General features: G+C 58.5%; 20 protein-coding genes. 8 read left to right on the top strand and 12 right to left on the bottom strand.

The annotated features are described in order from the left end of the window. Window positions 1-8 precede the first annotated feature (8 nt). The 5 genes from EL29_RS05925 to EL29_RS05905 are packed head-to-tail and all read right to left on the bottom strand — an operon-like array spanning window position 9 to window position 5,072. Window positions 9-1,076, bottom strand: a complete 1,068-nt coding sequence (locus EL29_RS05925; protein WP_014593577.1) for an ABC transporter permease — start codon at window positions 1,074-1,076, stop codon at window positions 9-11. A gap of 17 nt (window positions 1,077-1,093) precedes the next feature. Beyond that, window positions 1,094-2,620: a sugar ABC transporter ATP-binding protein gene (locus EL29_RS05920; protein WP_028715065.1), complete on the bottom strand. Its 1,527-nt coding sequence runs from the start codon at window positions 2,618-2,620 to the stop codon at window positions 1,094-1,096. A gap of 10 nt (window positions 2,621-2,630) precedes the next feature. Further along, window positions 2,631-3,242, bottom strand: coding sequence for a DUF2291 family protein (locus EL29_RS05915; RefSeq protein ID WP_013025550.1), 612 nt, complete (start codon window positions 3,240-3,242; stop codon window positions 2,631-2,633). A gap of 45 nt (window positions 3,243-3,287) precedes the next feature. Continuing rightward, window positions 3,288-4,223: a D-ribose ABC transporter substrate-binding protein gene (locus tag EL29_RS05910; protein WP_014593574.1), complete on the bottom strand. Its 936-nt coding sequence runs from the start codon at window positions 4,221-4,223 to the stop codon at window positions 3,288-3,290. 54 nt (window positions 4,224-4,277) lie between these two features. Continuing rightward, window positions 4,278-5,072 carry a GolD/DthD family dehydrogenase gene (locus tag EL29_RS05905; RefSeq protein WP_013025548.1) on the bottom strand — a complete coding sequence of 265 codons (795 nt, stop codon included), beginning with the start codon at window positions 5,070-5,072 and terminating at the stop codon, window positions 4,278-4,280. Between the two features lie 342 nt (window positions 5,073-5,414). On the opposite strand from EL29_RS05905, the gene EL29_RS05900 reads away from it, so the two are divergent. Further along, on the top strand, window positions 5,415-6,227 hold the full coding sequence (locus EL29_RS05900; protein ID WP_013025547.1) for a DeoR/GlpR family DNA-binding transcription regulator: 813 nt from the start codon (window positions 5,415-5,417) through the stop codon (window positions 6,225-6,227). A 30-nt stretch (window positions 6,228-6,257) separates the two neighbouring features. Here the strand turns inward: EL29_RS05900 and cobA are convergent, their stop codons facing one another. The 7 genes from cobA to EL29_RS05865 all read right to left on the bottom strand — a co-directional run bounded on the left by cobA (window position 6,258) and on the right by EL29_RS05865 (window position 18,192). Continuing rightward, window positions 6,258-7,079: a uroporphyrinogen-III C-methyltransferase gene (cobA, locus tag EL29_RS05895; RefSeq protein ID WP_028715064.1), complete on the bottom strand. Its 822-nt coding sequence runs from the start codon at window positions 7,077-7,079 to the stop codon at window positions 6,258-6,260. Next, a complete protein-coding gene (locus EL29_RS05890; RefSeq protein WP_028715063.1) occupies window positions 7,076-9,697 on the bottom strand; it encodes a nitrate reductase in 2,622 nt (873 codons plus the stop codon). Before EL29_RS05890 ends, cobA begins: the two co-directional genes overlap by 4 nt. Beyond that, window positions 9,694-13,767 carry a nitrite reductase large subunit NirB gene (gene nirB, locus EL29_RS05885; RefSeq protein ID WP_080695275.1) on the bottom strand — a complete coding sequence of 1,358 codons (4,074 nt, stop codon included), beginning with the start codon at window positions 13,765-13,767 and terminating at the stop codon, window positions 9,694-9,696. Before nirB ends, EL29_RS05890 begins: the two co-directional genes overlap by 4 nt. Window positions 13,768-13,777: 10 nt before the next feature. Next, complete coding sequence (locus tag EL29_RS05880; RefSeq protein ID WP_013025543.1) at window positions 13,778-14,566, bottom strand: ABC transporter ATP-binding protein; 789 nt, start codon at window positions 14,564-14,566, stop codon at window positions 13,778-13,780. A gap of 10 nt (window positions 14,567-14,576) precedes the next feature. Further along, window positions 14,577-15,449, bottom strand: coding sequence for a nitrate ABC transporter permease (ntrB, locus tag EL29_RS05875; RefSeq protein ID WP_014605988.1), 873 nt, complete (start codon window positions 15,447-15,449; stop codon window positions 14,577-14,579). Window positions 15,450-15,460: 11 nt separating this feature from the next. Continuing rightward, window positions 15,461-16,711, bottom strand: coding sequence for a CmpA/NrtA family ABC transporter substrate-binding protein (locus tag EL29_RS05870; RefSeq protein WP_022622495.1), 1,251 nt, complete (start codon window positions 16,709-16,711; stop codon window positions 15,461-15,463). Between the two features lie 257 nt (window positions 16,712-16,968). Then, window positions 16,969-18,192, bottom strand: a complete 1,224-nt coding sequence (locus EL29_RS05865) for a nitrate regulatory protein (protein ID WP_014593566.1) — start codon at window positions 18,190-18,192, stop codon at window positions 16,969-16,971. A 487-nt stretch (window positions 18,193-18,679) separates the two neighbouring features. Between EL29_RS05865 and EL29_RS05860 the strand changes: the two genes are divergently transcribed. The 7 genes from EL29_RS05860 to EL29_RS05830 all read left to right on the top strand — a co-directional run bounded on the left by EL29_RS05860 (window position 18,680) and on the right by EL29_RS05830 (window position 26,172). Beyond that, window positions 18,680-19,168, top strand: a complete 489-nt coding sequence (locus EL29_RS05860) for an SH3 domain-containing protein (protein ID WP_022622497.1) — start codon at window positions 18,680-18,682, stop codon at window positions 19,166-19,168. Between the two features lie 70 nt (window positions 19,169-19,238). Continuing rightward, window positions 19,239-20,456 carry a type IVB secretion system protein IcmH/DotU gene (gene icmH / locus EL29_RS05855; RefSeq protein WP_014593565.1) on the top strand — a complete coding sequence of 406 codons (1,218 nt, stop codon included), beginning with the start codon at window positions 19,239-19,241 and terminating at the stop codon, window positions 20,454-20,456. Continuing rightward, complete coding sequence (gene tssM, locus EL29_RS05850; RefSeq protein WP_013025537.1) at window positions 20,456-22,564, top strand: type VI secretion system membrane subunit TssM; 2,109 nt, start codon at window positions 20,456-20,458, stop codon at window positions 22,562-22,564. Before icmH ends, tssM begins: the two co-directional genes overlap by 1 nt. A gap of 13 nt (window positions 22,565-22,577) precedes the next feature. Then, window positions 22,578-23,276, top strand: a complete 699-nt coding sequence (gene tagF / locus EL29_RS05845; RefSeq protein ID WP_014593563.1) for a type VI secretion system-associated protein TagF — start codon at window positions 22,578-22,580, stop codon at window positions 23,274-23,276. A gap of 34 nt (window positions 23,277-23,310) precedes the next feature. Continuing rightward, window positions 23,311-24,438, top strand: a complete 1,128-nt coding sequence (gene tagH, locus EL29_RS05840; RefSeq protein ID WP_028715061.1) for a type VI secretion system-associated FHA domain protein TagH — start codon at window positions 23,311-23,313, stop codon at window positions 24,436-24,438. Beyond that, window positions 24,435-25,211 carry a PP2C family protein-serine/threonine phosphatase gene (locus tag EL29_RS05835; RefSeq protein WP_013025534.1) on the top strand — a complete coding sequence of 259 codons (777 nt, stop codon included), beginning with the start codon at window positions 24,435-24,437 and terminating at the stop codon, window positions 25,209-25,211. The genes tagH and EL29_RS05835 overlap by 4 nt, the downstream gene beginning before the upstream one ends. 13 nt (window positions 25,212-25,224) lie before the next feature. Beyond that, entirely contained in the window at window positions 25,225-26,172 is a 948-nt protein-coding gene (locus tag EL29_RS05830; RefSeq protein ID WP_013025533.1) for a hypothetical protein, read from the top strand. Window positions 26,173-26,189 lie beyond the last annotated feature (17 nt).

Raw genomic sequence — 26,189 nt, 5'->3', positions numbered from 1 at the left:
TTCTCCTGTTATCCATGACGAATGTCAGCATGGGGCACCGCCGGCGGCTGCTTATCATGGCGGCGCAGTAGTATCACTTTGCTTTGTAAACGCTGCTGGAACTGGTCAATCACCACGGCGGTGACAATCACCACGCCCTTGATCACCATCTGCCAGAAATCACTGACGCCCATCATCACCATGCCATCGGCCAGGAAAACAATCACGAAGGCACCGATAATGGAGCCCGACACGCGGCCACGGCCGCCTGCCAGCGCCGTGCCACCCAGCACCGTGGCACCGATGGCATCCATCTCAAACATGTTGCCTGTCATGGGGTGCGCGGTCTGCAGCTGAGAAGCCACCACCAGCCCGACTAATCCGGCACACAGCCCGGAAAAAGCGTAAACAAACACTTTGACTTTGATGATGGGCACCCCCGCCAGCCGCGCCGCCGACTCATTGCCGCCGGTGGCATAGATATAGCGCCCAAGCGGCGTTTTCCGTGTCAGGTACAGGCCAAGGAGTAAAAAGCCGATCATCAGCCAGATGGGAATAAAAACCCCCAGTACGGTGCCGGAACCCAGCAGTGCGAAACCGGTATTGCCCAGCGCGGGCATGCCAACCAGATTGGCGTAGGTGGCGCCATCGTTAAACAGCAGCGCTGCGCCACGGGCCACATACATCATGCCCAGCGTACAGATAAAAGGGGCAACGCCGAGGCGAGTAATTATCGTGCCGTTGACGATGCCCACCAGCGTGCCAAACAGCGCGACCGTGAGGATCACCTCCGGCACATTAAGAAACAGTCGCGCGCCATTCCACAGCGGCACGCCCGACGTCAGTAACGCGCCCGCCACCATGCCGCAGATCCCGGCGACGGCACCGACAGACAGATCGATACCTCCGGTCAGGATCACCAGGGTCATGCCGATGGCCAGCAGCCCGGTAATCGCCACGTGCTGGGTCATAATCAGCATGTTCGACGGCGTCAGGAAATTAGGCACCATCACGCTAAAAAAGCCGACCACGATCAGCAGCGCAATAAAGGTACGCGCCTTGAGTAAGTACATGTACAGCAGATATTTTTGATTCATCTTATTCTCCGGCAACCTCAGGCTTGCGGGGTGGATGCACTAATCAGTTTTTCGCGCGTGGCAGCGGCACGGGGCAAATCGGCAGTAATACGGCCATCGGCCATGACCAGAATCCGATCGGCGAGCGCCATGACCTCATCCAGTTCGGACGACGAAAACATCACCGCCAGCCCCTGCTGCGCCAGTTTGCCAATCAGGTGATACACATCGGTTTTGGCCCCGACATCAATGCCGCGGGTGGGCTCATCCAGCAACACCACCGCAGGTCCGGTCATCAGCGCTTTTCCCAGCACCACCTTCTGCTGATTGCCGCCGCTTAACGCGCTGATAGGCAACTCGCTGTCGCTGACTTTAATCACCAGGTGCTGAATCATTTCATTGACACGCTGCCGTTCTTTGTCAGGGTGCACGATGCCCAGCGCCCGGCGAAAGCCGCGCAGGCTGAGATTCGACAAGGTCATATTGGCGCTAATCGACATCAGCTCGATCACGCCTTCACCTTTACGATCCTCCGGCACCAGCGTGATGCCGCGCTTCAGTCGCTGCTGGAAACTGCAGTTGTCCAGCCGCTGTCCACCTAACTGAATCTCCCCACGCTGACAAGGCAGTAACCCGGTTAATCCCTTAAACAGCTCTGTTCGTCCGGCGCCCAGCAGGCCATAAATACCAATCACTTCGCCTTTGCGCAGGCTGAAACTCACCGCATTGAGCCGGTAGCCACCGTTCTGATGCAGTGCGGTGAGCCCCGCCACCTGCAGCACCGTCTCCCCCTGCGGCGCGGGTTGATAGTCGAAGTGCTTTTTCTTGTCGCCAACCATTTGTTCAATGATCCAGGGCACGCTGACGTCGCGCACCTCACGCGCGGCGATGAAACGCCCGTCCCGGAAAACCGTAATGTGGTCGCCGATCTCCATTAGCTCTTCCAGCCGATGGGAGATATAGATAATGGTGACGCCGCGTCGCTTGAGCTGTTTAATGACGTTGAACAGCACTTTAACTTCCGACTGACTCAGGGCGCTGGTCGGTTCATCCATAATCAGCACGCGCGTATCCTTCGACAGCGCGCGGGCGATCTCGACCAGCTGTTGATGACCAATGCCCAGCGCATCCAGCGCAGCATAGGGATCGACGTCCAGTTCCAGCCGTTCCAGCAGTGCTTTGGCCAGCTGATACTGATACTTTTCGTTGATGACGCCGCGCTGGAAGAACTCATTGGCGATAAAGATGTTGTCCATCACGTTCATATTCGGGAACAGGTTCAGCTCCTGAAAGATAATGCTGATGCCCAATTTTTCGGCCTGTTGGGTGGAGTGAAGCGTCACAGGTTTGCCATCCAGCAGAATCTCGCCTGACGATGGGGATTCCACCCCGGCCAGCATCTTCATCATGGTGGATTTGCCGGCACCGTTTTCCCCGATGAGCACATTGACCTTGTTGCGATAAACCCGGTAGTTAACCTGATCCAGGGCGGTCACGCCGGGATAAACCCGCGACAGGCCGCGCGTCTCAATAATGACGTCGTCTTGCTGTTCAGTAACATGCATGATCACCTCCTCACTGACGCGTGATCTGGGCGGGCGTAATATCGGGTAGCGCGTGGGGAATGTCCCAGCTGCTAAAAACGCCGACCACGTCAACCCGGTCGCCCGGTTTTACGGCGGCGTTATGTATCATGGTGACCGCCTGCTGATTGATGGCTTTACCAAAGTCGCTAAACATCACCTGATCGTTAAAATCCTGATAGCTGGCCCCTTTGTAAGCATCCCGCAGCGCCGTCCCACGAATGATGGGCCCGATCTGAATAGTGACAGTGTCACCTGATGCTGCTTTAACTTTCATTTTGCCGTTGCGTGAGGTTGTATCCAGCGCCGTGACTTCCCCACTCACGCTGACGCTGAATATGCAGGGATTCTCGCTCTGCGCCCGGTAGCCCAGGGCGCGACAGGCGCTGTCCAGATCCTTCTCTGACTGCAGGCGCTGAGTGAGCTCGCCCAACGGCTTTGCCTGCGCCACGATCTGTGGCACCAGCTTCTGCTGCCAGAGTTGCCCGATATTGGCCATGTGAGGATTCGGGGGATTCTTGAGGTCGGCCAGTTCCTGCTGCGACACAATACGACAGCTACCCAGTGCCATCACGATCGGTATCAGCCAGAGTCGGTTGTACATGACATTCTCCCTGGCGCCCGTCAGTACGGGCGCGACAACAATGGATTACGACTTGTAGTTAAAGTCCTGTACGTTTTTTGCATTGTCCGGCGTGATCAAAATGCCGCGAAACATCACGCGCTGCTTCTCAGGCTTCACGCCTTTCTGAATGTAATTATCAAGATCGGTTACGCCCTGAGCGGCAATGGCCTGCGCCTGGAGCATCACGGTGGCTTTTAACGTTCCGGCCTGCACCGCATCGCGTTCATCGTTACTGCCATCAATGCCGACGACCACGACATCATTGCGTCCGGCTGCTTTCAGGGCGGCAATGGCGCCTAACGCCACCGGGCCGTTACCACAGATAACGCCTTTTACATCCGGGTGAGCCTGCAGAATACTGTCCATGATGCGCTTGCCGTCGATCAGCGTGCCTTTGGCATCCTGACGCGCGACGCTTTGCATATCCGGATACTGTTCCAGCACCTGATGGAAGGATTTCGAACGGGTGACGCAGTTATTGTCGGCGAGGTTGCAGGTCAGCTCGGCGTATTTCCCTTTTTCTCCCATTTTCTCAACAAACACGTTGGCCACATCAGAGCCCGCCTGGAAGTTATTGTGGGTAATCTGTTCCAGCGCCACGTCATCTACCGGAATTTCACGGTTGATCAGCACCACCGGAATACCGGCCTGTTTGGCTTTTTGGATGGCCGCCACGCTGGCCGTGGAATCCGCGTTGTCCAGGATAATGCCCTGCACTTTTTTGCCGATAGCCGCATCAATCAGCTCGTTCTGCTTCTTAACGTCTTCACCGTGAGAGAGCACCGAGGTTTTGTAGCCCAGCGCCTGAGCTTTCACGTTGGCGCCCTTGGCCTCCGAGGCGTAATAAGGGTTATCCAGTGAGTTAACCAAAATCATAATGGTGCCTTTCTCAACCGCCAGCGCGGTGTGAGAAAACAAACAGGCCGCAAGCGTGGTGCAGAGCAACGTCGTTTTTTTCATGGTGTGTCTCGCTATTAGGGTGTTGGCAGAGGAAAACGAAGCCTGGCGGTGGCCTTACCAGATGGTAAAGCCACCGTCGATCATCAGGTCGGCCCCGGTAATCATGTCGCTGCCGTTGCTGGCAAAAAACAGCACGGCGGCGGCGATCTCGTCGGTGTAGGCAAAGCGGCCTAACGGGATCAGTTTTTTCATTTCGGTGCCCTTCTCACCGCGCCAGGCTTTTTCCCCCATCGGGGTCAGCACCACAGTGGGCGACAGGGTGTTCACGTTAATGCGGTGCGGAGCAAACTCTTTCGCCATCACTTTGGTCATGCCCAGTAACCCGGCTTTGGCGGAGGTATAAGCGACGTGGTTGTCGATAGCGATGGACGCCGCCTGAGAGGCGATATTGATGATCTTGCCGCCGTTGCCCGCCTTGACCATCTGCTTGCCCGCAGCCTGTGAGCACAGAAAAGGCCCGGTCAGGTTCACGGCGATCTGCTTTTGCCACTCGGCAAAATCGGTTTCCAGCACGGGCTGAAGCATCACGTAGCCGGCACAGTTCACCAGAATGTCGATATGACCGTAGTGATCAACAATGGCGTCGAACGCCTGCTCAACGTCGGCAGGATCGGTTACATCGCAGCAAATAAACTGCACCTGTCCGGCCAGGGCTGCGCGCGCACTGTCGACCTTATCCGCTTCAAAGGGCGGATAAAGCAGCGCCAGGCTCGCCCCTTTCTCCAGCAGCATCTGATTACTGGCCATGGCAATACCGCCCAGCCCGCCCGTCACCACGGCCACTTTGCCGCTCAGATTCATTGTGGTGTCTACGCCATAGCGCAGGTTAACGTCATATTCACCGCTCATCCGACTGTCCTCTCTGGTATTTTATTTGCCGCATTCATTTTCGAACAAAAATATAAGCTATCGAATTGATGGTTAATGTGGCTAAGATCAAATTTCACAACACTGCGTGCCTGGCGGCGTGATTCGCTTCAAAGCGCGTGATCCCGGTTGCAAACTGCCTGAGTAATATGGATTGTGCTGCTGTCGCGAAGGCGAAAGGGATAAAGCATGGCGCATATTGACTTTCGAACGAAAATAAACATCTTTTCATGCTGACTCGCAAAGGCGAAATCTGCGGGTTAAACTCTGCGACAACGCGTTATCGCTATAAGCCCGATGCGATTAAAAGAGGGAGCGTTTCGATTGAAAAGCAAGACTGAGCAGCTAGCTGAAATGCAGCAGCGTCGTGACAAGATCCTGGAGATGATTCGGGAGGACGGGACGGTGACGGTGAAAGCGCTGACGAAAACGTTTGGGCTAACCGAGGCCACGCTGCGAACCGACCTGCGGATGTTGCAAAAACAGGGTTTCGTGCAGCGCTACCACGGCGGCGCGACCCTGATGACCGGCAAACAGAATACCGGCCTGCTGCAGCTGGAACGTCAGACCCACATGGAAGAAAAAGACGCGATTGGGCGCCTGGCTGCCCAGCATATCGAAAACGGTGATACGGTGATTTTCGATTCTGGCACCACCACCACGGCTATCGCGGATGCCATCAGCCACATCCGGCGTTTATCGGTAGTGACCACCGCCGTGAATATCGCCCTGAAGTTGGGTGGCGAGCCCGGGATCAATGTGCTGCTGACGGGCGGGACCTTTAAATTTCCGACGCTTTCAACGTCCGGAGACAAGGCCGCCAGCTTCTTTGAAAACGTGCTGTCAGAAAAACTGTTTCTCGCCACCGCCTGTATCTCGCCACGGCTCGGCCTGAGCTTTCCGAGCGAAACCGACATCAAAGTAAAAATGGCGATGATCAAATCCGCCAGCACCGTCTACGTCGTGGCCGACTCCAGCAAGATTGATAAGGTCTCGATGTTTGCGCTGCCCTGCGACTGGAGCCACATCCACTACCTGATTACCGACAGCGGGATCAGCCAGGCGCACATCTCTGCGTTTGAGGCATTAGGCGTTAAGGTGCTGGTTGCGCCCTTACCCGCTCGCCGCGCCCCCTGATGTTAACGCGTGGCCTTGGCGACATGATTATCACGCCTGGCAAATGGCCGCCTCTGCGCCCAGCCTGACAAGCAGGTCGGCTCGATAGTAGCGAACCACGTCTCCGACGATCAGCAACGACGGCGACACCGGTTTATGCTGCGCGATCGTCTCTGGCAGCCCTGCCAGCGTGGTCACTAACACCCGCTGATCCTGGCGCGTGCCGTTTTCGATAATGGCGACCGGCGTATCCTCCCTGCGGCCATACTCACGCAGACGGCTGCTAATGACGCTGCTCCAGCTCAGCCCCATGTAAAACACCAGCGTCTGATTACTGGCTGCCAGCGCGGCGGCATCCAACTGAGGCTCACCGCTGCGCCCGTGTCCGGTAATAAAGCGCAGGGACTGGGCGCAATCCCGGTGCGTCAGCGGAATCCCGCTTGCGGCGGCACAGCCGACGGCAGCCGTAATGCCGGGCACGACCTCACAGACAATGTCAGCCTGCTGCAGGCTCACCATCTCTTCGCCACCGCGACCAAAGATAAAGGGATCGCCGCCTTTCAGGCGCACGACGTTGCGCCCGCTGAGCGCCAGATCCACCAGCAGTTGATTGATCTGCGCCTGTTTCAGGCCGTGGTGACCGGGCCGTTTACCCACGTCGATGCAGAGCGCGCTGTCCGGCACTTCCGCCATGACCGCCTCACTCACCAGGCGATCGTAAACCACCACTTCAGCGCCGTGCAGTAAACGCAGCGCTTTTATCGTCAGCAGGTCGACATCGCCCGGCCCGGCGCCCACTAACCAGACGCGGCCGGGGCGGGACGCGTTTTCGGGCGCCAGCAGTTTATCTAAGGTGTGAATAGCCAGCGTCATAATTCCTCCGGGACAGAGACGGAAAGCAGAAGGTGTTTTAGCTCCGGCAGGCAGGAGCCACAGTTGGTGCCACATCTGAGCGCTTTGCCCAGTGCCTGGGTGCTGTGGCAGCCCTGACGAATAGCATCAAGAATCGTTTGTTCGCCCACGCCATAGCAGCTACAGATAATGCGTCCGGTCGCCGGGGCCTGCGCCGCCTGGCCTGCCAGCAGCGCGTGGCGTTCAGCGGCGTCCGCCGGTGCCTGACGAAAGGCCTGAGCGACCCTGTCGTGCTGGATTTCAGGTAAACGCTGGTCAGCATAAAAGGCCAGCTGCAGTTCACCGTCCCGCCATGCCAGGAGTCGATAGCTGTGGCCGCCATCGCTGGCGGTTTGCAGTTGCAATCCTTCAACGCTGAACTGAGACGCCAGCCAGCGCTGCGGCTGGTCCTCTCCGGCCAGCGCAAAGCGATGCGCGCCCTCATGCGGGGTGCGCGCCCAGTAACGCAGCCCGGCCGGTGGCGCACTGTTTCTCTGCCAGAGCCAGCCCTGCCAGCGGGGTTGTAATAACTGAATTCGCACCGCTGTCTGTTTAAAGGCGGGCTGAGCCGAAACCGGGCAGCGGGTCGCGGCCACTAAACCCCCGACGTTACCCTGCAGGCTGAACTGACGGTTCCAGTGCATCGGCACAAACAGCTCGCCGCGCCGCAGACCGCTGTCCAGCGTCACGCGCACCACCATCCATCCCCATTCAGACTGTACGCGCGCCAGCGCGCCGGCAAACAGGCCATAACGGCGCGCCTCTTCCGGATGCAAGGCGGCAAAAGGCTCGTCACAGTGCTGCATCAGGCGAGGCACCAGGCCGGTGCGCGTCATGGTGTGCCACTGATCGCGTACGCGCCCGCTGTTCATCAGTAAGGGATAACGGGCACTGCGCTCTAAAGGCGGCGGCGTGGCCGGTGGCAGCAGCCGTGCCTTGCCATCCGGATGATAAAAACGCCGGTCGCTGAACAGCCGGGCACAGCCTTGTGGGTGACGGGCATTGACGGGCCACTGAACAGGCGTCAGCGCATCCCACTCGGCATCGCTGAGCTGTGCCAGGCCGCTGATATCAAAAGCGCGTTCGCCCGCGTTCTCAAAGCCGGACAGCGCCGCATGCTCGCGGAAGATCGCCGCCGGATGGGTCCAGTTAAATGCCTGACCGAACCCCAGCCGCTGCGCCACCTGCGCCAGCAGCCACCAGTCGGGTTTGGCTTCCCCGGCGGGCGCAACAAACGCACGCTGACGGGAAATACGGCGTTCAGAATTGGTCACGGTGCCGTTTTTTTCGCCCCAGCCCTGGGCGGGGAGCAGAATATGGGCAAAGGCTGTGGTATCCGTGTGCGCCAGCACGTCGGAGACGATCACCAGCGGACAGTTGGCCAGCGCCCGGGCCACGCGATTGCCTTCCGGCATTGACACAGCCGGATTGGTGCCCATGATCCAGACGGCTTTAACCTCTCCCCGATCGATGGCGTCAAACAGCGCCACGGCGGTTAGTCCGGGCTGGCGGGCAATGGTCGGGCTGTGCCAGAAACGCTGTAAACGATCGCAGTCCGCTTCGTTAAAGCTCATGTGTGCCGCCAGCTGGTTGGCTAAGCCGCCCACTTCACGTCCGCCCATGGCATTGGGCTGGCCGGTGAGTGAAAACGGCCCACAGCCGGGACGGCCTATTTTTCCGCTGAGAAGATGCGCATTAATTATCGCATTATTGTTATCACTGCCGCTCTGTGACTGGTTGATGCCCATGCACCACAAGGTCAGGACCCGATCACGCTGGGCAAACAGCTGATAAAAGGCCACCACCTGCGCATCGCTGAGATCGCAGTGTTCCGCAACTTCAGCTATTCCCCACTGGCTGGCTGCCTGCAGGGTGGCTTCAACGCCGTCCAGGTGCGGCAGCATTGTCGCCTCAATGCCCTGATTCTGGGCCAGCCAGCGCAGCAGGCCTGAAAACAGAGCCGGATCGCTGCCCGGCCGCACCGCCAGGTGGAGATCGGCGATATCACAGCTGGCGGTGCGGCGCGGATCGATCACCACCACCTGCATCTCCGGCCGCTGCTGTTTCGCCTGTCTGAGTCGCTGAAAGATGACCGGATGGGCCCAGGCCGCGTTGGAGCCGACCATCACAATCAGATCCGCCTGCTCCAGATCCTCATAGCAGCAGGGTACCGCATCCGCCCCGAGCGCCCGCTTATAGCCCACCACCGCTGAAGCCATGCAGAGGCGCGAGTTGGTATCGATATTGGCGACGCCAAGAAAGCCTTTCATCAGCTTGTTGGCTACGTAGTAATCCTCCGTGAGCAACTGGCCTGAGCCATAAAAGGCCACGGCCTCAGGGCCGTGCTCTGCGATAATCTTTCGAAGCCCGTCAGCGGCGGCATCCAGCGCCGCCGCCATGCTGACCTGCTGTTGATGAATACAGGGATGCAGCAGGCGTCCCGTCCGGGTCAGTGTTTCCCCCAGCGCGGCCCCTTTAACGCACAGTCGCCCGCCGTTGGCCGGATGCAGCGGATCGCCATTCACCTGTGCAGATTCGCTGTGTTGCAGGGTCACCTCGACGCCACAGCCCACGCCGCAATAGGCACAGGTCGTTTTCATGATGCCTGCGCCATCAGGTTAATCGGACGGTTAGCGACCCAGACCTGGCCATCCTCCAGCTTCACCGGCCAGCAGCGCAGCTGATGCTGCGGATCATCCAGACTTTGGCCGTCGCGCAGGCGCACGCGCTGTTTGTAGAGCGGTGAAATAACGACGGGTTCACCGGCCACATCGCCGAGAATGCCCCGCGACAGCACGCTGGCGTCGCTGCCCGGCTCGCGATCTTCCAGTGCATAACAGTCGTCGCCGAAACGGAACAGCGCAATGCGCACGCTGCCGAGGCGCGCACCGATCCCCGCTTCGGCCGGAATGGCATCCAGCGAACAGACTTCGCTCCAGGTTTCGGCGGGCAGGTGCATCAGCGGAATACTGCTGGCGGCGTGCGGCTGACGCTGACCGCGTACGCGCGCATAGTGCAGCGTTTCATCCGGCTGATCGCTGTTCACGGTGGCGGTAAACAGCGCCCGGCGCGATGGCTCTGCCAGCGTGGTCTGCCATTCACACTGATACGTTTCCACAACCTGCTGCATTTCCTGCTCCAGCACTGCGGCAATACCGAGGCTGTCATTGATCACGACGTCGCGCAGGTAATCCAGGCCGCCTTCCATGTTATCCATCCAGACGCTGGTGCGCTGTAAGCGCTCCGCCGTGCGCACGTAGAACATCAGAATGCGATCGACATAGCGGATCAGGGTTTCATCATCCAGATCGCTGGCAAACAGCTCGGCATGGCGCGGTTTCATGCCGCCATTGCCGCACACGTACAGGTTCCAGCCCTTTTCTGTGGCGATCACCCCGATATCTTTGCTCTGCGCTTCCGCACATTCGCGGGTACAACCCGAGACGGCCATTTTGATTTTGTGCGGCGCGCGCAGGCCTTTGTAGCGATTCTCCAGATCGATGGCGAAGGCGGTGGAATCCTGCACGCCGTAGCGACACCAGGTCGAGCCCACACAGGATTTCACCGTACGCAGCGACTTTCCGTAGGCATGGCCGGTTTCAAAGCCTGCTGCCAGCAGGGTTTCCCAGATCTCAGGCAGTTGATCCAGCCGTGCGCCAAACAGGTCGATGCGCTGACCGCCGGTAATCTTGGTGTAGAGATCGTAACGTGCTGCCACTTCGCCAATGGCGATCAGCCCCTGCGGCGTGATCTCCCCGCCCGGCACGCGCGGCACGACGGAATAGGTGCCGTCTTTCTGGATATTGGCAAAGTAGCGATCGTTGGTATCCTGAAGCGGCAGATGGGCCGGTTTCAGCAAATAGTCATTCCAGCACGAGGCCAGCAGAGAACCGACCAGCGGTTTACAAATCTCGCAGCCGCAGCCGCGCCCGTGGCGCGCCAGCAGGTCATCAAAAGTTTTGATTTCATGGATGCGAATCAGGTGGTAGAGCGCCTGGCGTGAATAGGCAAAATGTTCGCAGATGTCTTTTTTCACCTCAACGCCCAGGTCTTCCAGCTGGAACTCCATCACCTGTTTTACCAGTGCCGAGCAGCCGCCACAGCCCGTCGCGGCTTTGGTGCAGCTTTTAATGCTGGCCATATCGCCACAGCCACTCTGCACCGCCTGGCAGATATCGCCTTTGCTGACGTTGTGGCAGGAGCAGATCTGGGCGCTGTCGGGCAGCATAGCAACGCCCAGACCTTTGGCTGGCGCACCCTGCAGCGCAGGCAGAATCAGCCCTTCCGGCGCCTCCGGCAGCGGCATCGCGTTTAACATCATCTGCAGCAGCGTGGCATAGTCGCTGCTGTCACCGACCAGCACGCCGCCCAGCAACCGCTTACCGTCAGCGCTGACCACAATTTTCTTATAAATGCCTTTCGGACCATCGGCCCAGTAGTAGCTCAGGCTGCCTGCCGTTTTCGCGTGCGCATCACCAAAAGAGGCCACTTCCACGCCCAGCAGCTTCAGTTTGGTGCTCATATCGGCCCCGCTGAACCGGGCTGGCTCGGCGGCCAGATGCCCGGCCAGCACGCGCGCCATCTGATAGCCCGGCGCCACCAGGCCAAAAATTTGTCCGTTCCACAGGGCACATTCGCCGATAGCGTAGATATCGTCATCGCTGGTCTGGCAGACGTCATTGATCGTAATGCCGCCGCGTGGGCCAACGCTGATATCGGCGGTGCGGGCCAGCTCGTCACGCGGCCGGATGCCCGCAGAGAACAGCACCAGATCGGTGGCCAGTTCGCCACCATCGGCAAAGTGCAGCACCAGGCTTCCATCTGGCTGGGTCGCAATCTGTTCAGTCTGCCTGGAGGTGTGAACCGTCACGCCCAGTGAATCAATTTTCTGCCGCAGCATCAGCGCGCCGCCCTCGTCCAGTTGCACGGCCATCAGGCGCGGCGCAAACTCAACGACGTGGGTTTCCAACCCCAACTGCTTCAGCGCATTGGCGGCTTCCAGCCCCAACAGACCACCGCCGATGACCACGCCGCGCTGGCTTTTACCGGCACAGGCGGCGATCGCATCCAGATCGTCCAGCGTGCGGTACACAAAGCAGCGTTCGCCCTCATGTCCCGGCACCGGAGGCACAAACGCGCGCGAACCGGTCGCCAGCACCAGTTTATCCCAGCACAGTGCTCTGCCGTCGCTGTCGCGCAGGCTACGCTGCTGACGATCGATCGCCTCCACCCGACAGCCGCTGCGCAGTTCAATGCCGTGTTGGGCAAAAAAGTCCTCACCAACCAGCGAGAGCTGCGCGGCCTCTTTGCCGGTGAAGTACTCAGACAGGTGCACGCGATCGTAGGCCGGATGGCGCTCTTCGCCGTACACCACGACGTGATACTGCTGATGCAGATCACGCGCTACCAGCTGTTCCAGAAAATGGTGGCTGACCATGCCGTGACCCACGACGGCTAATACAGGTTTAGAGTGATTCATCACGGGGTTTCCTGCAGCCTGCGGCTGCGTTTCAGGTTCATCAAGGCCAAACAGCGTATTGACAGAAACCTGCCTGGCGTTATGCAGTTGGTTCAGCAACGCGGCACCCTGCTGGCAGTCGCCATACAGCAGCACACCGTTGAGCCGCCCCTGTTTGAGAAAAAGACGTCGATAGTGACCGGAAAGCGGATCGAAACTGGTGACGGAAGGGGCTTCACGGATATCACCCGCGCTGAACAGCGCGATCCCGCTCACCTTAAGACGCGTGCCGGTAGCTTCACTGAAGAAATCAGCCTGAGGACATCCCGCCAGCTGGGCGGCCAGCACCGCCGCCTGCGCCAGGCAAGGCGCAACCAGGCCAAAGGTTTCTCCGCTGATTTCACAGCATTCGCCGACCGCATAAATCCCGGCATGGGCGGTGCGTAACTGCCGATCTACCAGAACGCCGCGCTGACAGGGAATGCCTGAGGCCTGGGCCAGGGCGATGTCTGGCTGCACGCCCGTTGCGATAACGACCTGCGCCGCCGCCAGCTTTCGGCCATCGTTGAGAGTCAGTGACTGCGGGCCGATTTCTGCGACGCTGCAATTCAGTTCACAGCGGATACCGCGTGCGCTGAGCTGGGCAAGCAGTAATTCCCCTGCCATGGCGTCCAGTTGCCGGTCCAGTAAGCGCGACTGACGATGTACCAGCGTGACATCGCGCCCTTGCGCCTGAAGGGCTGCCGCGGCCTCAATGCCCAGAAAACCGCCGCCGGCGACCACGACCGGCCCGCTACCGGCCAGCAGTAAATCCACATCCTCCAGCGTGCGGAAAGCCGTTACGTGCGGCAGATCGATGCCTGCCACCTGCGGCATGCGCGGTTGCGATCCGGTCGCCAGAATCAGACGATCCCAGTGCAGCAGGCGCTGGCAGGTGCGCAACGTGCGCGCCGCCACGTCGATCTGCTCAGCCGTTTCCCCGGCCAGCAAGGTGATGCCCTGGCGCGCGTACCAGTCACGATCGTGAATCTGGATTTGCTCCACGGTTTTTTCGCCAGCCAGCAGCGGCGACAACAGCACGCGGTTGTAGTTACCGTGTGGTTCACGGCCAATGACCGTAATGTCGTAACGCTCCGGCGCCAGCTGCAACAGCGTTTCCACGGTGTGCATGCCCGCCATCCCGTTACCGACCACCAGCAGCCGTTGTCTCATGGTGTTTTCCTTACGCCGCCGAGGTCTGTTTTTCGTAGAGAAAATGCAGCACTTTTTGGCGCAGCTGGTGATAGCGCGCATCCTCAGCCAGCGCCACGCGCGAACGCGGTCGGGGTAAATCGACGGTAAGTATGTCCCCCACCTGGGCGGCGGGGCCGTTGGTCATCATCAGGACCCGATCAGAAAGCAGCACGGCCTCATCCACGTCGTGGGTGATCAGCACAATGGTGGTATTTAACTCCTGCTGAATACGCATCACGCTGTCCTGCAGGTGCGCGCGGGTTAACGCATCCAGCGCGCCGAACGGCTCGTCGAGCAGTAAAACGCGCGGCTTCATTGCCAGGGCGCGGGCGATGCCGACGCGCTGCTTCATCCCACCAGAGATCTCGCCGGGACGCTTGTGCAGGGCATGGCTCATTTGCACCCGGTTGAGGTTGTGCTCGATCCAGTCGTGCATCTCCGCCTTGTTCATCTTGCCTTTAAAAACCTGCTGCACCGCCAGTTCGACATTCTGAAACGCCGTCAGCCACGGCAGCAGAGAGTGGTTTTGAAACACCACCGCCCGCTCAGGGCCGGGACCGGTGACCTCGCGGTTATCGCACAGCAGCACGCCGCTGGTGGGTCGGGTCAGGCCGGCAATCAGGTTAAGCAGCGTGGATTTACCGCAGCCGGAGTGACCGATCAGACTCAGGGTTTCGCCCTGATGAATATCGAAACTGACGTTGTCCAGCGCCAGAAAATCGCCGCCCGAGGTGGTAAAGCGCTGGCTGACCTGTTGTACGCGAATGATAGGTTGCATGATGTTCCCCTTATTTATCCCAGCTAAAACGACGCGCCAGCAGCATCAGTCCCTGCTCAAGCAGCAGGCCGACTACACCAATCAGCAGAATGGCAATCAGGATGTTTTCAACGTTCAGGTTGTTCCATTCGTTCCAGATCCAGAAGCCAATGCCCAGACCGCCCGTCAGCATCTCCGCCGCGACAATCACCAGCCAGGCGATGCCAATCGAGAGGCGCACCCCGGTGAGGACGGCAGGCAGCACGGCGGGAAACAGGATGCGGCGCATAATGGTCCATTCAGAGAGCTGCAGCACGCGCGCCACGTTGAGGTAATCCTGCGGGATGCGCTGTACGCCTTCTGCGGTGTTGATGATCATCGGCCAGATCGAACAGATAAAAATGGTCCAGCTAGAGGCCGGTTCCGCCCGCTGGAACAGCAGCAGACCGATAGGTAACCAGGCCAGCGGACTGACCGGACGCAGCAAGGCGATAATGGGATTGAACATGCGCGCCACAAAGGTGAAACGCCCCAACAGAAAACCGGCGGGAATGCCCACCAGCGCCGCCAGACCGAACCCGATGGCCACGCGCTGCAGCGAGGCCAGGACGTTCCAGCCAATGCCCTGATCGTTAGGGCCGTTGTTGTAAAACGGATCGGCAAACAGGACTTTCGCCGCCGCCCAGGTCGCGTAAGGCCCCGGAAAGCCCTGGCTGTACAGCGCCGCGATCTGCCATACCAGAAGCAGGAGCAGGACACCGCACAGCGCCGGAATACAGCGCTGTAGCAGCGGACGCAGGCGCGCAGGCGGGCGCACTTTTTTAGGCGTAACCTGGAGGGAAACCACCGTTGCCTGAGTGGGCGTATTGACCGGCTGCGCCAGTGGACGAGTCTGGGTTTTCATCAGGGCCTCTCTTAACGTTTGATCGCGAAGCTGGCGGCATAGGCGGCGGGATCGGTGCCATCCCATACTTTGCCGTCCAGTAAAGTGCTGCTGCGCATGTCGCTGCCGGGCAGCGTGACGTTGCCGACCGCGCTGGCAGCCTGTTTGTAGATATCAATACGGTTAATCTGCCTGGCGACTGCCAGATAATCGGGATCGCTGTTGAGCATGCCCCAACGCTTAAGCTGGGTCAGGAACCACATGCCATCGGAGAGATAAGGGAAGCTGACGCTGCCGTCGTGAAAGAAACGCATCGCATGGGGATCCTGCCATTTTTGACCCAGTCCGTTTTCGTACTGGCCCAGCATGCGCCCTTCCAGCGTCTCGGGTTTGGTGTTGATCCAGGCGCGTCCGGACAGTACCTGCGCCGTTTCACGTCGGTTATCGTCTGACGCATCGATCCAGCGCGCGGCTTCCAGCACCGCAGACGTGAGCGCGCGGGCCGTATTCGGGTTGTCTTTGACCCACTCTGCGCGGGTGCCCAGAATTTTTTCCGGATGATCCGGCCAAATCTGCTGGCTGGTGGCGGCGGTGAAACCAATATTGTCGCTGATCGCCCGCTGGTTCCACGGCTCTCCCACGCAGAAGCCGCTCATGTTACCAATCTTCATATTCATCACCATTTGCGGTGGCGGAACCACGACGGTGCGCACGTCCTCAAACGGGTTGATACCAGCGTTAGCCAGCCAGTAATAGAGCCACATGGCATGGGTGCTGGTCGGAAAGGTATGCGCGAAGGTCATGCTGCCCTTCGCCTGGCTGTCGATAGCCTTTTTCAGGCTGGCGCCATCGGTCACCTTCTGCGCCTTGAGCTGGTTTGACAGTGAGATGGCCTGACCGTTGTTGTTTAACGTCATCAGGTTCGCCATATCGTGCTGAGGACCGGCGACGCCCAGTTGAAGGCCATAGATCAGGCTGTAAAGTACGTGTGCTGCATCCAGTTCACCCGAGGTGAGTTTATCGCGTACCGCCGCCCAACTCGCTTCTTTGCTGGCCTGCAGCGTCAGGCCGTATTTCTTGTCAAACCCCTTTACCGAGGCCATAACCACCGGCGCGCAGTCGGTCAGTGGAATAAAGCCGACGCGCACGGTCGGTTTTTCTGGCGCGTCGGAACCTGCCGCCCATACCGCGTTGCGCAATCCCGGCAGCAGCCAGAGTCCACCGACGGCGGCGCCGGATAACAGCAGTTGACGACGAGAGAGTGAAACTGGCGATTTGCTCATCTTTACCACCCTGAAGAAATAAAAAAAGGCGTCCTCCCCACTGCTCTCGCAAGGGGACGGACGCCTTTATCCAAAGCACTCGCTCTACCGCCGTTGGCAAAGCAAATACGTACACTCTTTAAGGTAAAGCAAACCGCGTGCCAGAATTATTTGCCGTCACGTCTGCCCTGCGCGGCGAGAGGTGGCGGATTTTTAATCGTTTTTGCACGTTGGTGACGCAGGTCACGCACAAGCGTTGTGCAGCTAACCCTTTCGGGTTAGCGCTTCACTGTGGCCGCGACCGTCACGATCGCCTGGGCGATTTCCGGCAGCCGTTTGTTTTGATCCATCGCGCTTTTGCGCAGCGTCTGCCAGGCCTTTTCTTCGCTCAGGCCATGCTGCTGCATCAGCCAGTTTTTAGCCTGATCGAGCAGCTTGCGCTCTTCGAGCGTGGCGCGCATGGCGGCCAGCTCATTGGCCTGGCGCTGCAGATGCTGAGACTGCTCACCAATCAGCGACAGTAACGATCGCCCCAGCTGTGGGGCGAGGCCTTCGCTGTTAAGCGCGGTGGGCCGGGTAGCCAGCCAGTCTGCGCCAGACACATAGAGCGTGAAGTCACAGCCTGACGGCGCCACGCTCAGGGGCGCGCCAGCCTGATGCTGCGCCAGGGCGATAGCGTCCCGGCAGTGCGCCATCAGCACAGCAGACAGTTGGTCCTCCAGCGACTTCATTTGATCGATGCGCTCAGATAGCAGCGAGAACCAGTGCAGGGCCCCGCTGTCGTCGCGCCTGCCGTCGGTACAGGCGATGCGCCTCAGCCGCTCAATTTCCCGGCTGGGCTGCGCCAGCGGCTGCCAGTTGAGCAGCACGGTCTCATCGGCAAACTGCTGAAAGGTATTAAAGCTCTGTTCCTGCGCCTCAATAAGCGCCACCATCGTGCTGCGCTGTTCGGCCGTAAACTCCCCGGCCGCAAATCCGGCCGCGCCCTGGGCCCGCTCCTGTCCCGTCAGCTCTTTGCCCTGCATAAAGCTGAACAGGGCGATAAGTGCCCGGGTAATTTCCGGATGGCTGGCGGTGTCGGCCGCTTCAAACACCAGATTAAGCAGGCTACGAATAATCGCATTGAACGCCGCCATCGCCTGCGCATGTGTGACGTCCTGACGGGCGATCTTCTGGCGCAGAACCGGCAAGTCTGCCAGTGCCTGTAACGCTGTCGCGATCAGGTTGCAAAAGCGGCTGTATCCGGGTTGAGCCTCCGCTCTGGGTAATGCCCGGCTGAACGCAAGCTGGCTCCGGCTGACATCCTGCTCACTTGCACTGCGCTCCTCGCCATACAGCCGCCCTTGCGAACAGATCCACAGGTTGCTGGCCCCCCGTTCGCGCTGCAACTGATGAACCAGCTCGCTGACCGTAGTAATTAATTTACCGGTCTGCCGAAGTCGCTCCAGACTGGCAATATCGCTTTGCCGTGAGGCCTGCAACCAGCTCAGTGCGTCATCCATTGCTCAACCCTCTGAATGCAAAAAAAGAGTCAAGCAAAAGCCGTGCCGCTTCCGATCGCAGGGCCATAAGGATGAGGGTGCCTGAACAATGACCGCCAGGATCGCAGTCCAGGCAATGCGTGCTGTTAAATTGTTATTGGCGCTTAGGCTTTTTTTTGCCTGTCATCTGACTGTGCCACTATCCAGCCCGACGTGTCTGGCTGGCCTCGGCATGTCTGCTTTTCCCTGTGCGCGGCAAGGTGAAACCGACGCGACAACGCGGTGTGATAAGAAGGTGATGAACGCGCTTTACCATGCTATATCATTGGGTGCAATGGTTTGAATTCTCAAAAGTCTTAGGTAGACTGAGCGCTGTACAGGATAAATGTCATTTACCGCATTATCTTAACGGCTTACCTACCCGACTGCGCTTCCTCCCCAGTGAAGGTGAACAGCCGTGTTCTGATAAACAACATGCAGGTATATTGATAATATCGTGAGGAAAAAGGTGAAAAAAAATTTAGCGTTTATCCTGTTAGCGGGACTTTTATTGTCCGGCTGTAAAACGCCACCGCCTGCGGTGAATGATGACACCCTGGTCACCAGTGATGTGAACGGTGTGAAACTGGTACACCGTCATGCCGTGGCGGCACCAACAACCTTTACGCCCATAAATCAAACCTGGCGCGCCCTGTACAAGGCGTCGGTGATGACCCAACCCGATTACGGCGGCAAGGTTGTTCGTTACCTGGAGGCGGGAAAGTCTTTTGAGGTTCTTGGCAGCGTTGAGAACCACTGGCTGGCCATTGCTGATAAGCCGGATGGCATGTTAACCGGTTACGTGCCGCTGAAGGCGGGCGTAGAAAGTTATCGTTATGATGACACGTTACGCAATGACCGTCCGCGTCCGCGAAAAACTAAACAAGTGTGCGTTGACGTCGGAGGCGACAGCAAAGCCTGTCGTAATACCGCGACGGCGACCTGGATTCTGAACTAATGAAATTAACTACCTGCCGTGCTGGTCACGTTGCCAGAAACGCTATCTGTCGCGGGAAGAACACACAGTAATGAGCGTGGAATCCTCACCGCGAGAGGTCACGACCTCGGGTACCGAAAATCTTTTGCTTAAAGCGGCCGCGCCACTGCTGAATGCGGTGGTGCAGATTCGTCAGGCCGCCACGCACGACGATCCTGCGGGTTTACGTCAGTCACTGATTGATGAAGTGCGCGTCTTTGAACAGCGCTGCAAGCAGGCGGGTTTGCCGTTTGAAATGATCATTGGCGCACGTTACTGCGTCTGCAGCGCGCTGGATGAGGCGGCCGCGCAAACGCCCTGGGGCACGCGCGGCGTCTGGTCCGGTAACGGCATGCTGGTCACCTTTCACAATGAAAGCTGGGGCGGTGAAAAATTCTTTCAGCTGCTGTCTCGCATCTCGCAAAGCCCTCAGCAACATCTCTGGCTGCTGGAAATCATCCATTACTGTCTGTTACTGGGTTATGAAGGTCGTTATCGGGGCAGTGAAAAAGGCCGGGCGCAGTGCGACAGCCTGCGGGCACGACTCAAGGCCCTGATTGATGAAACCCGCGCTCAGCAAAGTACCGATTCCGCCCCGCTGGTGCAGGTGCATCCGCTGGTCAGCACGCTCGCGCGGCCGATGGTGCCGCTCTGGGCCTGTGCGATGCTCGTCGCCCTGATCGGCTGTCTGATTTACAGCGGGCTGAACTGGCGACTGGGCAATGCTGCCGAACCGCTGCTGCGCAGCCTCTACAACATGCCGCTGCCGCAAATCACGGTAAATCGCCGCCCTTCCTCGCCGCAGGCCCTGCTGGATTTACGCCAGCGGCTCAATGACGTGATCGCCGCCGGTCAGCTGGAGGTCAGTGATGGCGCGTTTGGCAGCAAGGTGATTATTCCTGCTGACAAGCTGTTTGCCGAGCAGGGAACGGTCATCAACCCGGTTGGACGGGCCATCCTGGCGCGGGTTTCCAGCGCGATGAAAGATGTGAAGGGCACGATTCTGGTGTCGGTGTTTACCGACGACAAGCCCGTGGACGGCAGCCGCTTTGCCTCCAGCTACGAATTTTCTTTTGCCCGGGCGCGTTCCGTCAGCCAACTGCTGCAGGTGCAGCTCGCTGACACCCACGTTATCCGCTCTGAAGGACGCGGTGACAGCGATCCCCTGCTGCCGAACGACAGCAGCGAGAACCGAACCCGCAACCGCCGTGTTGAAATTACGCTGTTCGCCGCACCTGAAACACTGAGCACTCACCAAGGAACACACTGATGCGCGCTTCTTTTCGCTTATTTTTAACGCATCGACTGCTGTGGAGCTTTATCGGTGTAACAGCACTGAGTTGCCTGTTGTGGATGCTGGGGCCGCTTATCACCTGGAATGAAACCCGTCCGCTTGAACCCGCCCTGCACCGCGAAATCGCCGTGAGCACGCTTTATCTGCTTTGGATCGTGCTTCAGTTAATCCCTGCGGCTTACCGTGCCTGGTATAACAGTCGTCTGCTGGATCGGCTGCAGGTGGTTGAAAGCGACGATCCCGCCGAGCGTCAGGCGACGGAAGCCCTGCTGAGTCAGCGTTTTAGCGAAGCGGCCATGCGCCTGAAACGCACCCATTTTGGCCGGCGTCAGGGCAGCCTGTGGGCACGCATCAACGCGAATTATCTCTACCAGCTTCCCTGGTACCTGATGATTGGCGCGCCGGGTGCCGGTAAAACCACCGCGTTGCTGAACGCCGGACTGAAGTTTCCCCTTACCGATACTTTTGGTAACGAGGCTGTGCGCGGCGTCGGCGGAACACGCAACTGCGACTGGTGGTTCACCGACAGTGCGGTATTGATCGACACAGCCGGACGTTATGCGTTACAGGAGAGTCAACGCGCCCGTGATGCCAGCGAGTGGCAGAGCTTTATTAATCTGCTGAAGCGCTATCGTGCCCGACAGCCGATCAATGGCGTTATCATGAGCATCAGCGTCGCAGATTTGCTGAGCGACTCGGCCGAGGCGCGTTTTGAGCAGGCTAACGCCCTGCGCGACCGCCTGAACGAACTGCATCAGCACACCGGTATTCACTTTCCCGTGTATATCATGGTGACCAAGACCGACCTGCTGAAAGGCTTTATGAGCTATCACGGCTCGCTGGATAAAGCCCGACGCGATGCCATCTGGGGATTCACCTTTCCCTGGGATGCCGGTAAACCCAATAAGCAGGACTGGCATCCGCACTTTGACCTGCAGTTTACCCAGTTAGAGCAGAAGCTGCAGCTACAGCTGGCCGATCAGATGACCCACGAGCGCGATCTCAATGAGCGGGCAGAGTGTTTCTTGTTTCCTCAGGAGTTCTCGTCTCTGCGCCCGCTGCTCAGCGAATACCTGGACATTGTGTTTTCACCCCGCGCTGAAACCGTCGCCTGGAATCCGCGCGGGCTGTTCTTTACCAGCGGCACCCAGGAGGGCTTACCTTTCGACAGAGTAATGGGTGAGCTCAGCCGCAAACTGCAACTGCGCCAGGCCGGTTCCCATTCGATTGCCGCCTGGGACCGCGTGAACCGCAGCAGCCCGATTCCCGGAAATAAAGGCCAGAGCTTTTTTATTCGCGATCTGCTGAGCAATCTGGTGTTCAGGGAGAGTGGTCTGGCGGGCAGCAACCGTCGCTGGGAGTACCGCAATCAGCTGCTGCACTGGATTGGCTACGGCATGCTGGCCGGCGCGCTGGTGATCATGAGCGGCTTATGGCTGACGAGTTACTATCAGAACCAACACTATCTGCAGCAGGTTACGGCGCGATTGCCGGTTATCTCACAACAAAGTCAGCAGGTGATACATCAGCCCGCTGATAATATTTTTGATCTGCTACCCTTTCTGAATAACCTGGTGAAGTTACCCGTGTCCGACCAGTTTTCTCTCGATAATCCGCCGCTTACTATGCGAGCCGGTTTATATCGTGGAAACCAGGTCAGCGATGCAGCCTGGGCGCTTTATCAAAATGCGCTTAAGTCTTTATTGCTGCCCCGCGTGGCGCAACAGATCACCAACCTGCTGCGTAATGACCCGGGGGATGATAACGAGTACAGCCGAAATGCGCTGCGTGCTTATCAGATGCTGTATCAGCCGAGAAATTATGATGGGGAATTCCTCCGCGCCTGGCTGCTGCAGAATCTGCAGCATTCGTTACCGGAGAAGGTCAGCGCCCGGGATTTGCAGCAGCTGGACTGGCACCTGAGTCAGCTGCTCGATCAGCAAATTCAGTCGTCACCCTATGCGCGCGACAATGCGCTGATGATGCGCAAGCTGGCTGATAACTTAAATAATGCGGGTCGCGACAGTACCCTGCTGGCCACTGCGCCGCGCAAAGCTCAGCGCCTGACGACGCATAACCCATAATAGCGAGGTGAACATGCCTGTCTCTCTGGCCCCTGGCTGGTACGGTAAATTACCCTCCACGGGGGACTTTTTGCATCATCGGTTAACCGAGCAGCTGATTGCGCCCTGGAACCACTGGTTTCAGCAAGGTCTGGTGCACTGGCATCATCAGGATGATGCGGTGAGCGCCGACTTCCTGCGCGCCCCGGTCTGGAATTTTGTGTTACCGATCACCCCAATACGCAATCAGGTGCAAATGGGTTGCCTGCTGCCCTCCTGCGATCGGGTAGGCCGTGCCTGGCCACTGCTGGCGCTGCTGAGTTTCCCCCTGGCCCAGTGGCATCCGGCACAGTTAACGATTTCGGGCGACTGGTATCGGGATCTGGGCGCGACACTGTTGAACGCCGTGACGCAGCAGCAGAGTCCGGCACAGCTGGAACAGGCGATCCAGACCATGACGCCGCTGATGATCCCGGTACAGCAGCACTCCGATATCATGGATGTAATCGGTTTCCAGGATTTACCTTGCACCCTGAGCTGGCAGGACGTTGCTGAACGTTTCGACCCTCAGCAACATATTAGTTACTGGTGGAGCAATCGCAGTGACGGTTTCGTTCATGCCACGCACAAGCATAGCGGCAACCTCACCCCCGAACTGTTCTCATTACTGTTTAATCCGGCGGCAGGTGCACAGCCGGGTCGCAATGGCCTCTATCCACCGATGTTTGAGTGAGGCGTTGCTACTGTCCTCACTGACGGGATAACTCATGCAATTTACCATCGTTCAATGCACGTCTGATGTTCCGGTGAAAACCGTCACCTTTCATCCCCCCGGCGGCACGATTGGCCGCAGCCAGGATAACGACCTGGTGCTACCGGATGAAGCCCGTTCTATTTCCCGCCTGCAGGCGCTGGTGCACCTGTCAGGCGAAGGCGAATGCCGTCTGACCAATCAAGGCAGCGTCACGCCTGTTGAACATAACGGTGTGGCGCTGAAGCGTGGCGTGCAGGTGCGCCTGAAGCACGGCGACGCCCTGCGCATTGGTGACTACGCCATCGACGTGCGCGATCCGGCAGTTCACGGCGTAAACAGCGATCCCCTGGCGTTTTTTACCGATGCCGCGACGCGAACGAATCCGCTGTATATTCCCGACCATGCCGACGTAGAGGAAGTGGTGGAAGAGCCTGTAGTGAAGCGGCCGGAACGGCGCGGCGACGCGAGGCTGGCCATTGATCCCCAGACCAGCGAAACTTTTCACGTACCCTTCGCCGCTGGAGTGGAGCAGGACAAACTGGTGGCGGCCCTGCTCGACGGCATGGGCCTTAATAACGGCCATAATACGGCTATCAGCGAAGAGCAAATGCGCACCACGGGCAGAATGTTGAGCCTGTTCTCGCAGGGGACGGTTGCCCTGCTGTCATCACGTTCCATTCTGAAACGTGGCGTGAAAGCCGAAATGACGATGATCCTGAACGAGGCAAATAATCCGTTCAAAATCCTGCCTTCAGGCAAAACGGTTCTGATGCAGATGTACCAGAGCCAGATGCCGGGTTTTATGCAGCCCGAGCAGGCCGTGCGCGATGCGCTGGTCGATCTGCAGGCGCACCAGCTGGGCATGATTGCCGGGATCCGCGCGATTATCGCCGCGATGCTGCAGTCGTTTAATCCTCAGGGACTGGAGGAGCAGGCGCGCGCTGACGGTGCCGTATCCAAAACCCCGTTCTCGTCCTTTAAGAAAGCCGCCCTGTGGGACTATTTTACTCGTCGCTACCAACGCACCGCTGGCGAGATCGAAGACGATTTTCATACGCTCTTTGGGGAAGCCTTCCTGCATGCCTACGACATGGAGGTCAATCAGTATAAAGACTCCCAGACGCGCACGGACGACGCATGAATATTGCCTTTGCCAGTCATTGTCAGCAGGGGCTGCGCGATGAGAATCAGGATCGAACCGGTGTGATACTGGATGCGCGCAAAGCCTGCTTTGTCGTGTGTGACGGCGTGGCTGGCCTGCCCGGCGGCGATCAGGCCGCACAGCTGGTATGCGATGTGCTGATTGAACAATTGCAGGATTGCGAGCAGGTTACCCCCGCCGTGACGCATCAGGCGGTGGAAAAGTGCCGTTCAATACTTGAAATGGCCCAGGGTAATAATCCGAATTTTTCCACCATGTGCACCACGCTTGCGGGCCTGTTTATCGACCGCACCCGACAGCGCGCATGGTGGGCGCACGCAGGTGACAGCAGGGTTTATCACTTTCGTCACGGGGTGCTGAATGAGGTGACCCGCGACCACAGCCTGGCGCAAAAGTTGAGCGATGCGGGCTATGAAAATACCGGAATTAACAGTAATTTACTCTATAATGCGCTCGGCATAGAACCCGCTCATCCCGTGACCTTCGCTGACGAAATTTTGCTGGAAGATGGGGATGCGTTTTTAGTCTGTAGCGACGGTTTCTGGCTGAATCTGACCACCACGGAAATGGAACAGGCTTTGCGCATGGTCAATGACTGTGATGAGTGGCTGACGTTAATGGCGCAGGCGGTGAGCCGAGACGTAAAAAAAGACAACCTCAGCGCCCTGGCGGTGTGGATTGGTGAGCCGCAGGATGCCACCCTGCTCTACACGCTGGCTGACTCAGCACGTTTTCTGCCCTCAGGCTATTGATTAAAGGAACTCTATGAAATTGTGGTTGCCCGCTATAGCCACGTTGTTTATGGCCTTTGCTGCGCAGGCGGAAAATTATCGTGTGGTGTATTCACCCAGTCTTGAACTGGAAGTGTACATTGACAATGTTGCGGGCAAAACGCCTGATGACTGGTGCCAGGAAACGCTACCGATCCGTATCGTATCGGGCAAAGACCAGGATTCAGCGATTTTAAAATCCTTTCTGCCGCGCGTGGGTACGCTATTAGCCAACCAGTGTAACGAACTGGACGTCTTGCCCTGGCAGATGATGAACGGCGAGGGCAAGGTGCTGGCGACCGGCAGCGCCAGCAAGCTGCAGAACTGGCGAATGATCGTGAATACCGATGCAGCCGCCCCGGCACCACGGGCCAGCGCAGCCAGTCCGTCGCGTCCGGCAGACAACACGCCGCTGCAGCATTTCGCTTTACCGAACGGCTGCCGTTTCCGCACCGCGTGGGACGAGCGTGGACTGTCGATATTTGTGCCCGAAAAAGGTAAACAGCAGTGCTCATCTGAGGGCTGGCTGGAAGGCAAAAGTGAAATAACCCTGAGCGGTGGCGCGCAGTCACAGACGGTTGCGGTCAGTTTTTACCAGGGTTATCCCCTTGCCAACCTGACGCTCACCGACCAACGCCTGCAAATTGTGGATGTGAATAAACAGCGTATGATTTTGGCCCGATCCGATGCGCCAGACAGCTGGATTGTATTGCCCTTTGATGAACAGCAGCATCTGTGGCGCTTTGACGGAACCTTATTGATCAAAGCCGATCAGGCGACGACACAGCAGGATACCACCGCGCTGGCCTCGCGCATCAGCACCCTGCGCAGCCGCTGGGCAACCGGTTTTACGTCGTCGCAAAAAGTGAATGTGTTACTTGTCGATGCCTTGCGCGCGGATCGGGTCGATCCTGGCGCAGGTGCATGGCGTAACATCAATTAATTACCGCGTAGCCTGAC

This window comes from Pantoea ananatis LMG 2665 (genome assembly GCF_000710035.2).
Taxonomy (GTDB): Bacteria; Pseudomonadota; Gammaproteobacteria; order Enterobacterales; family Enterobacteriaceae; genus Pantoea; species Pantoea ananatis.
This window is presented reverse-complemented; position numbering and strand designations above follow the sequence as displayed.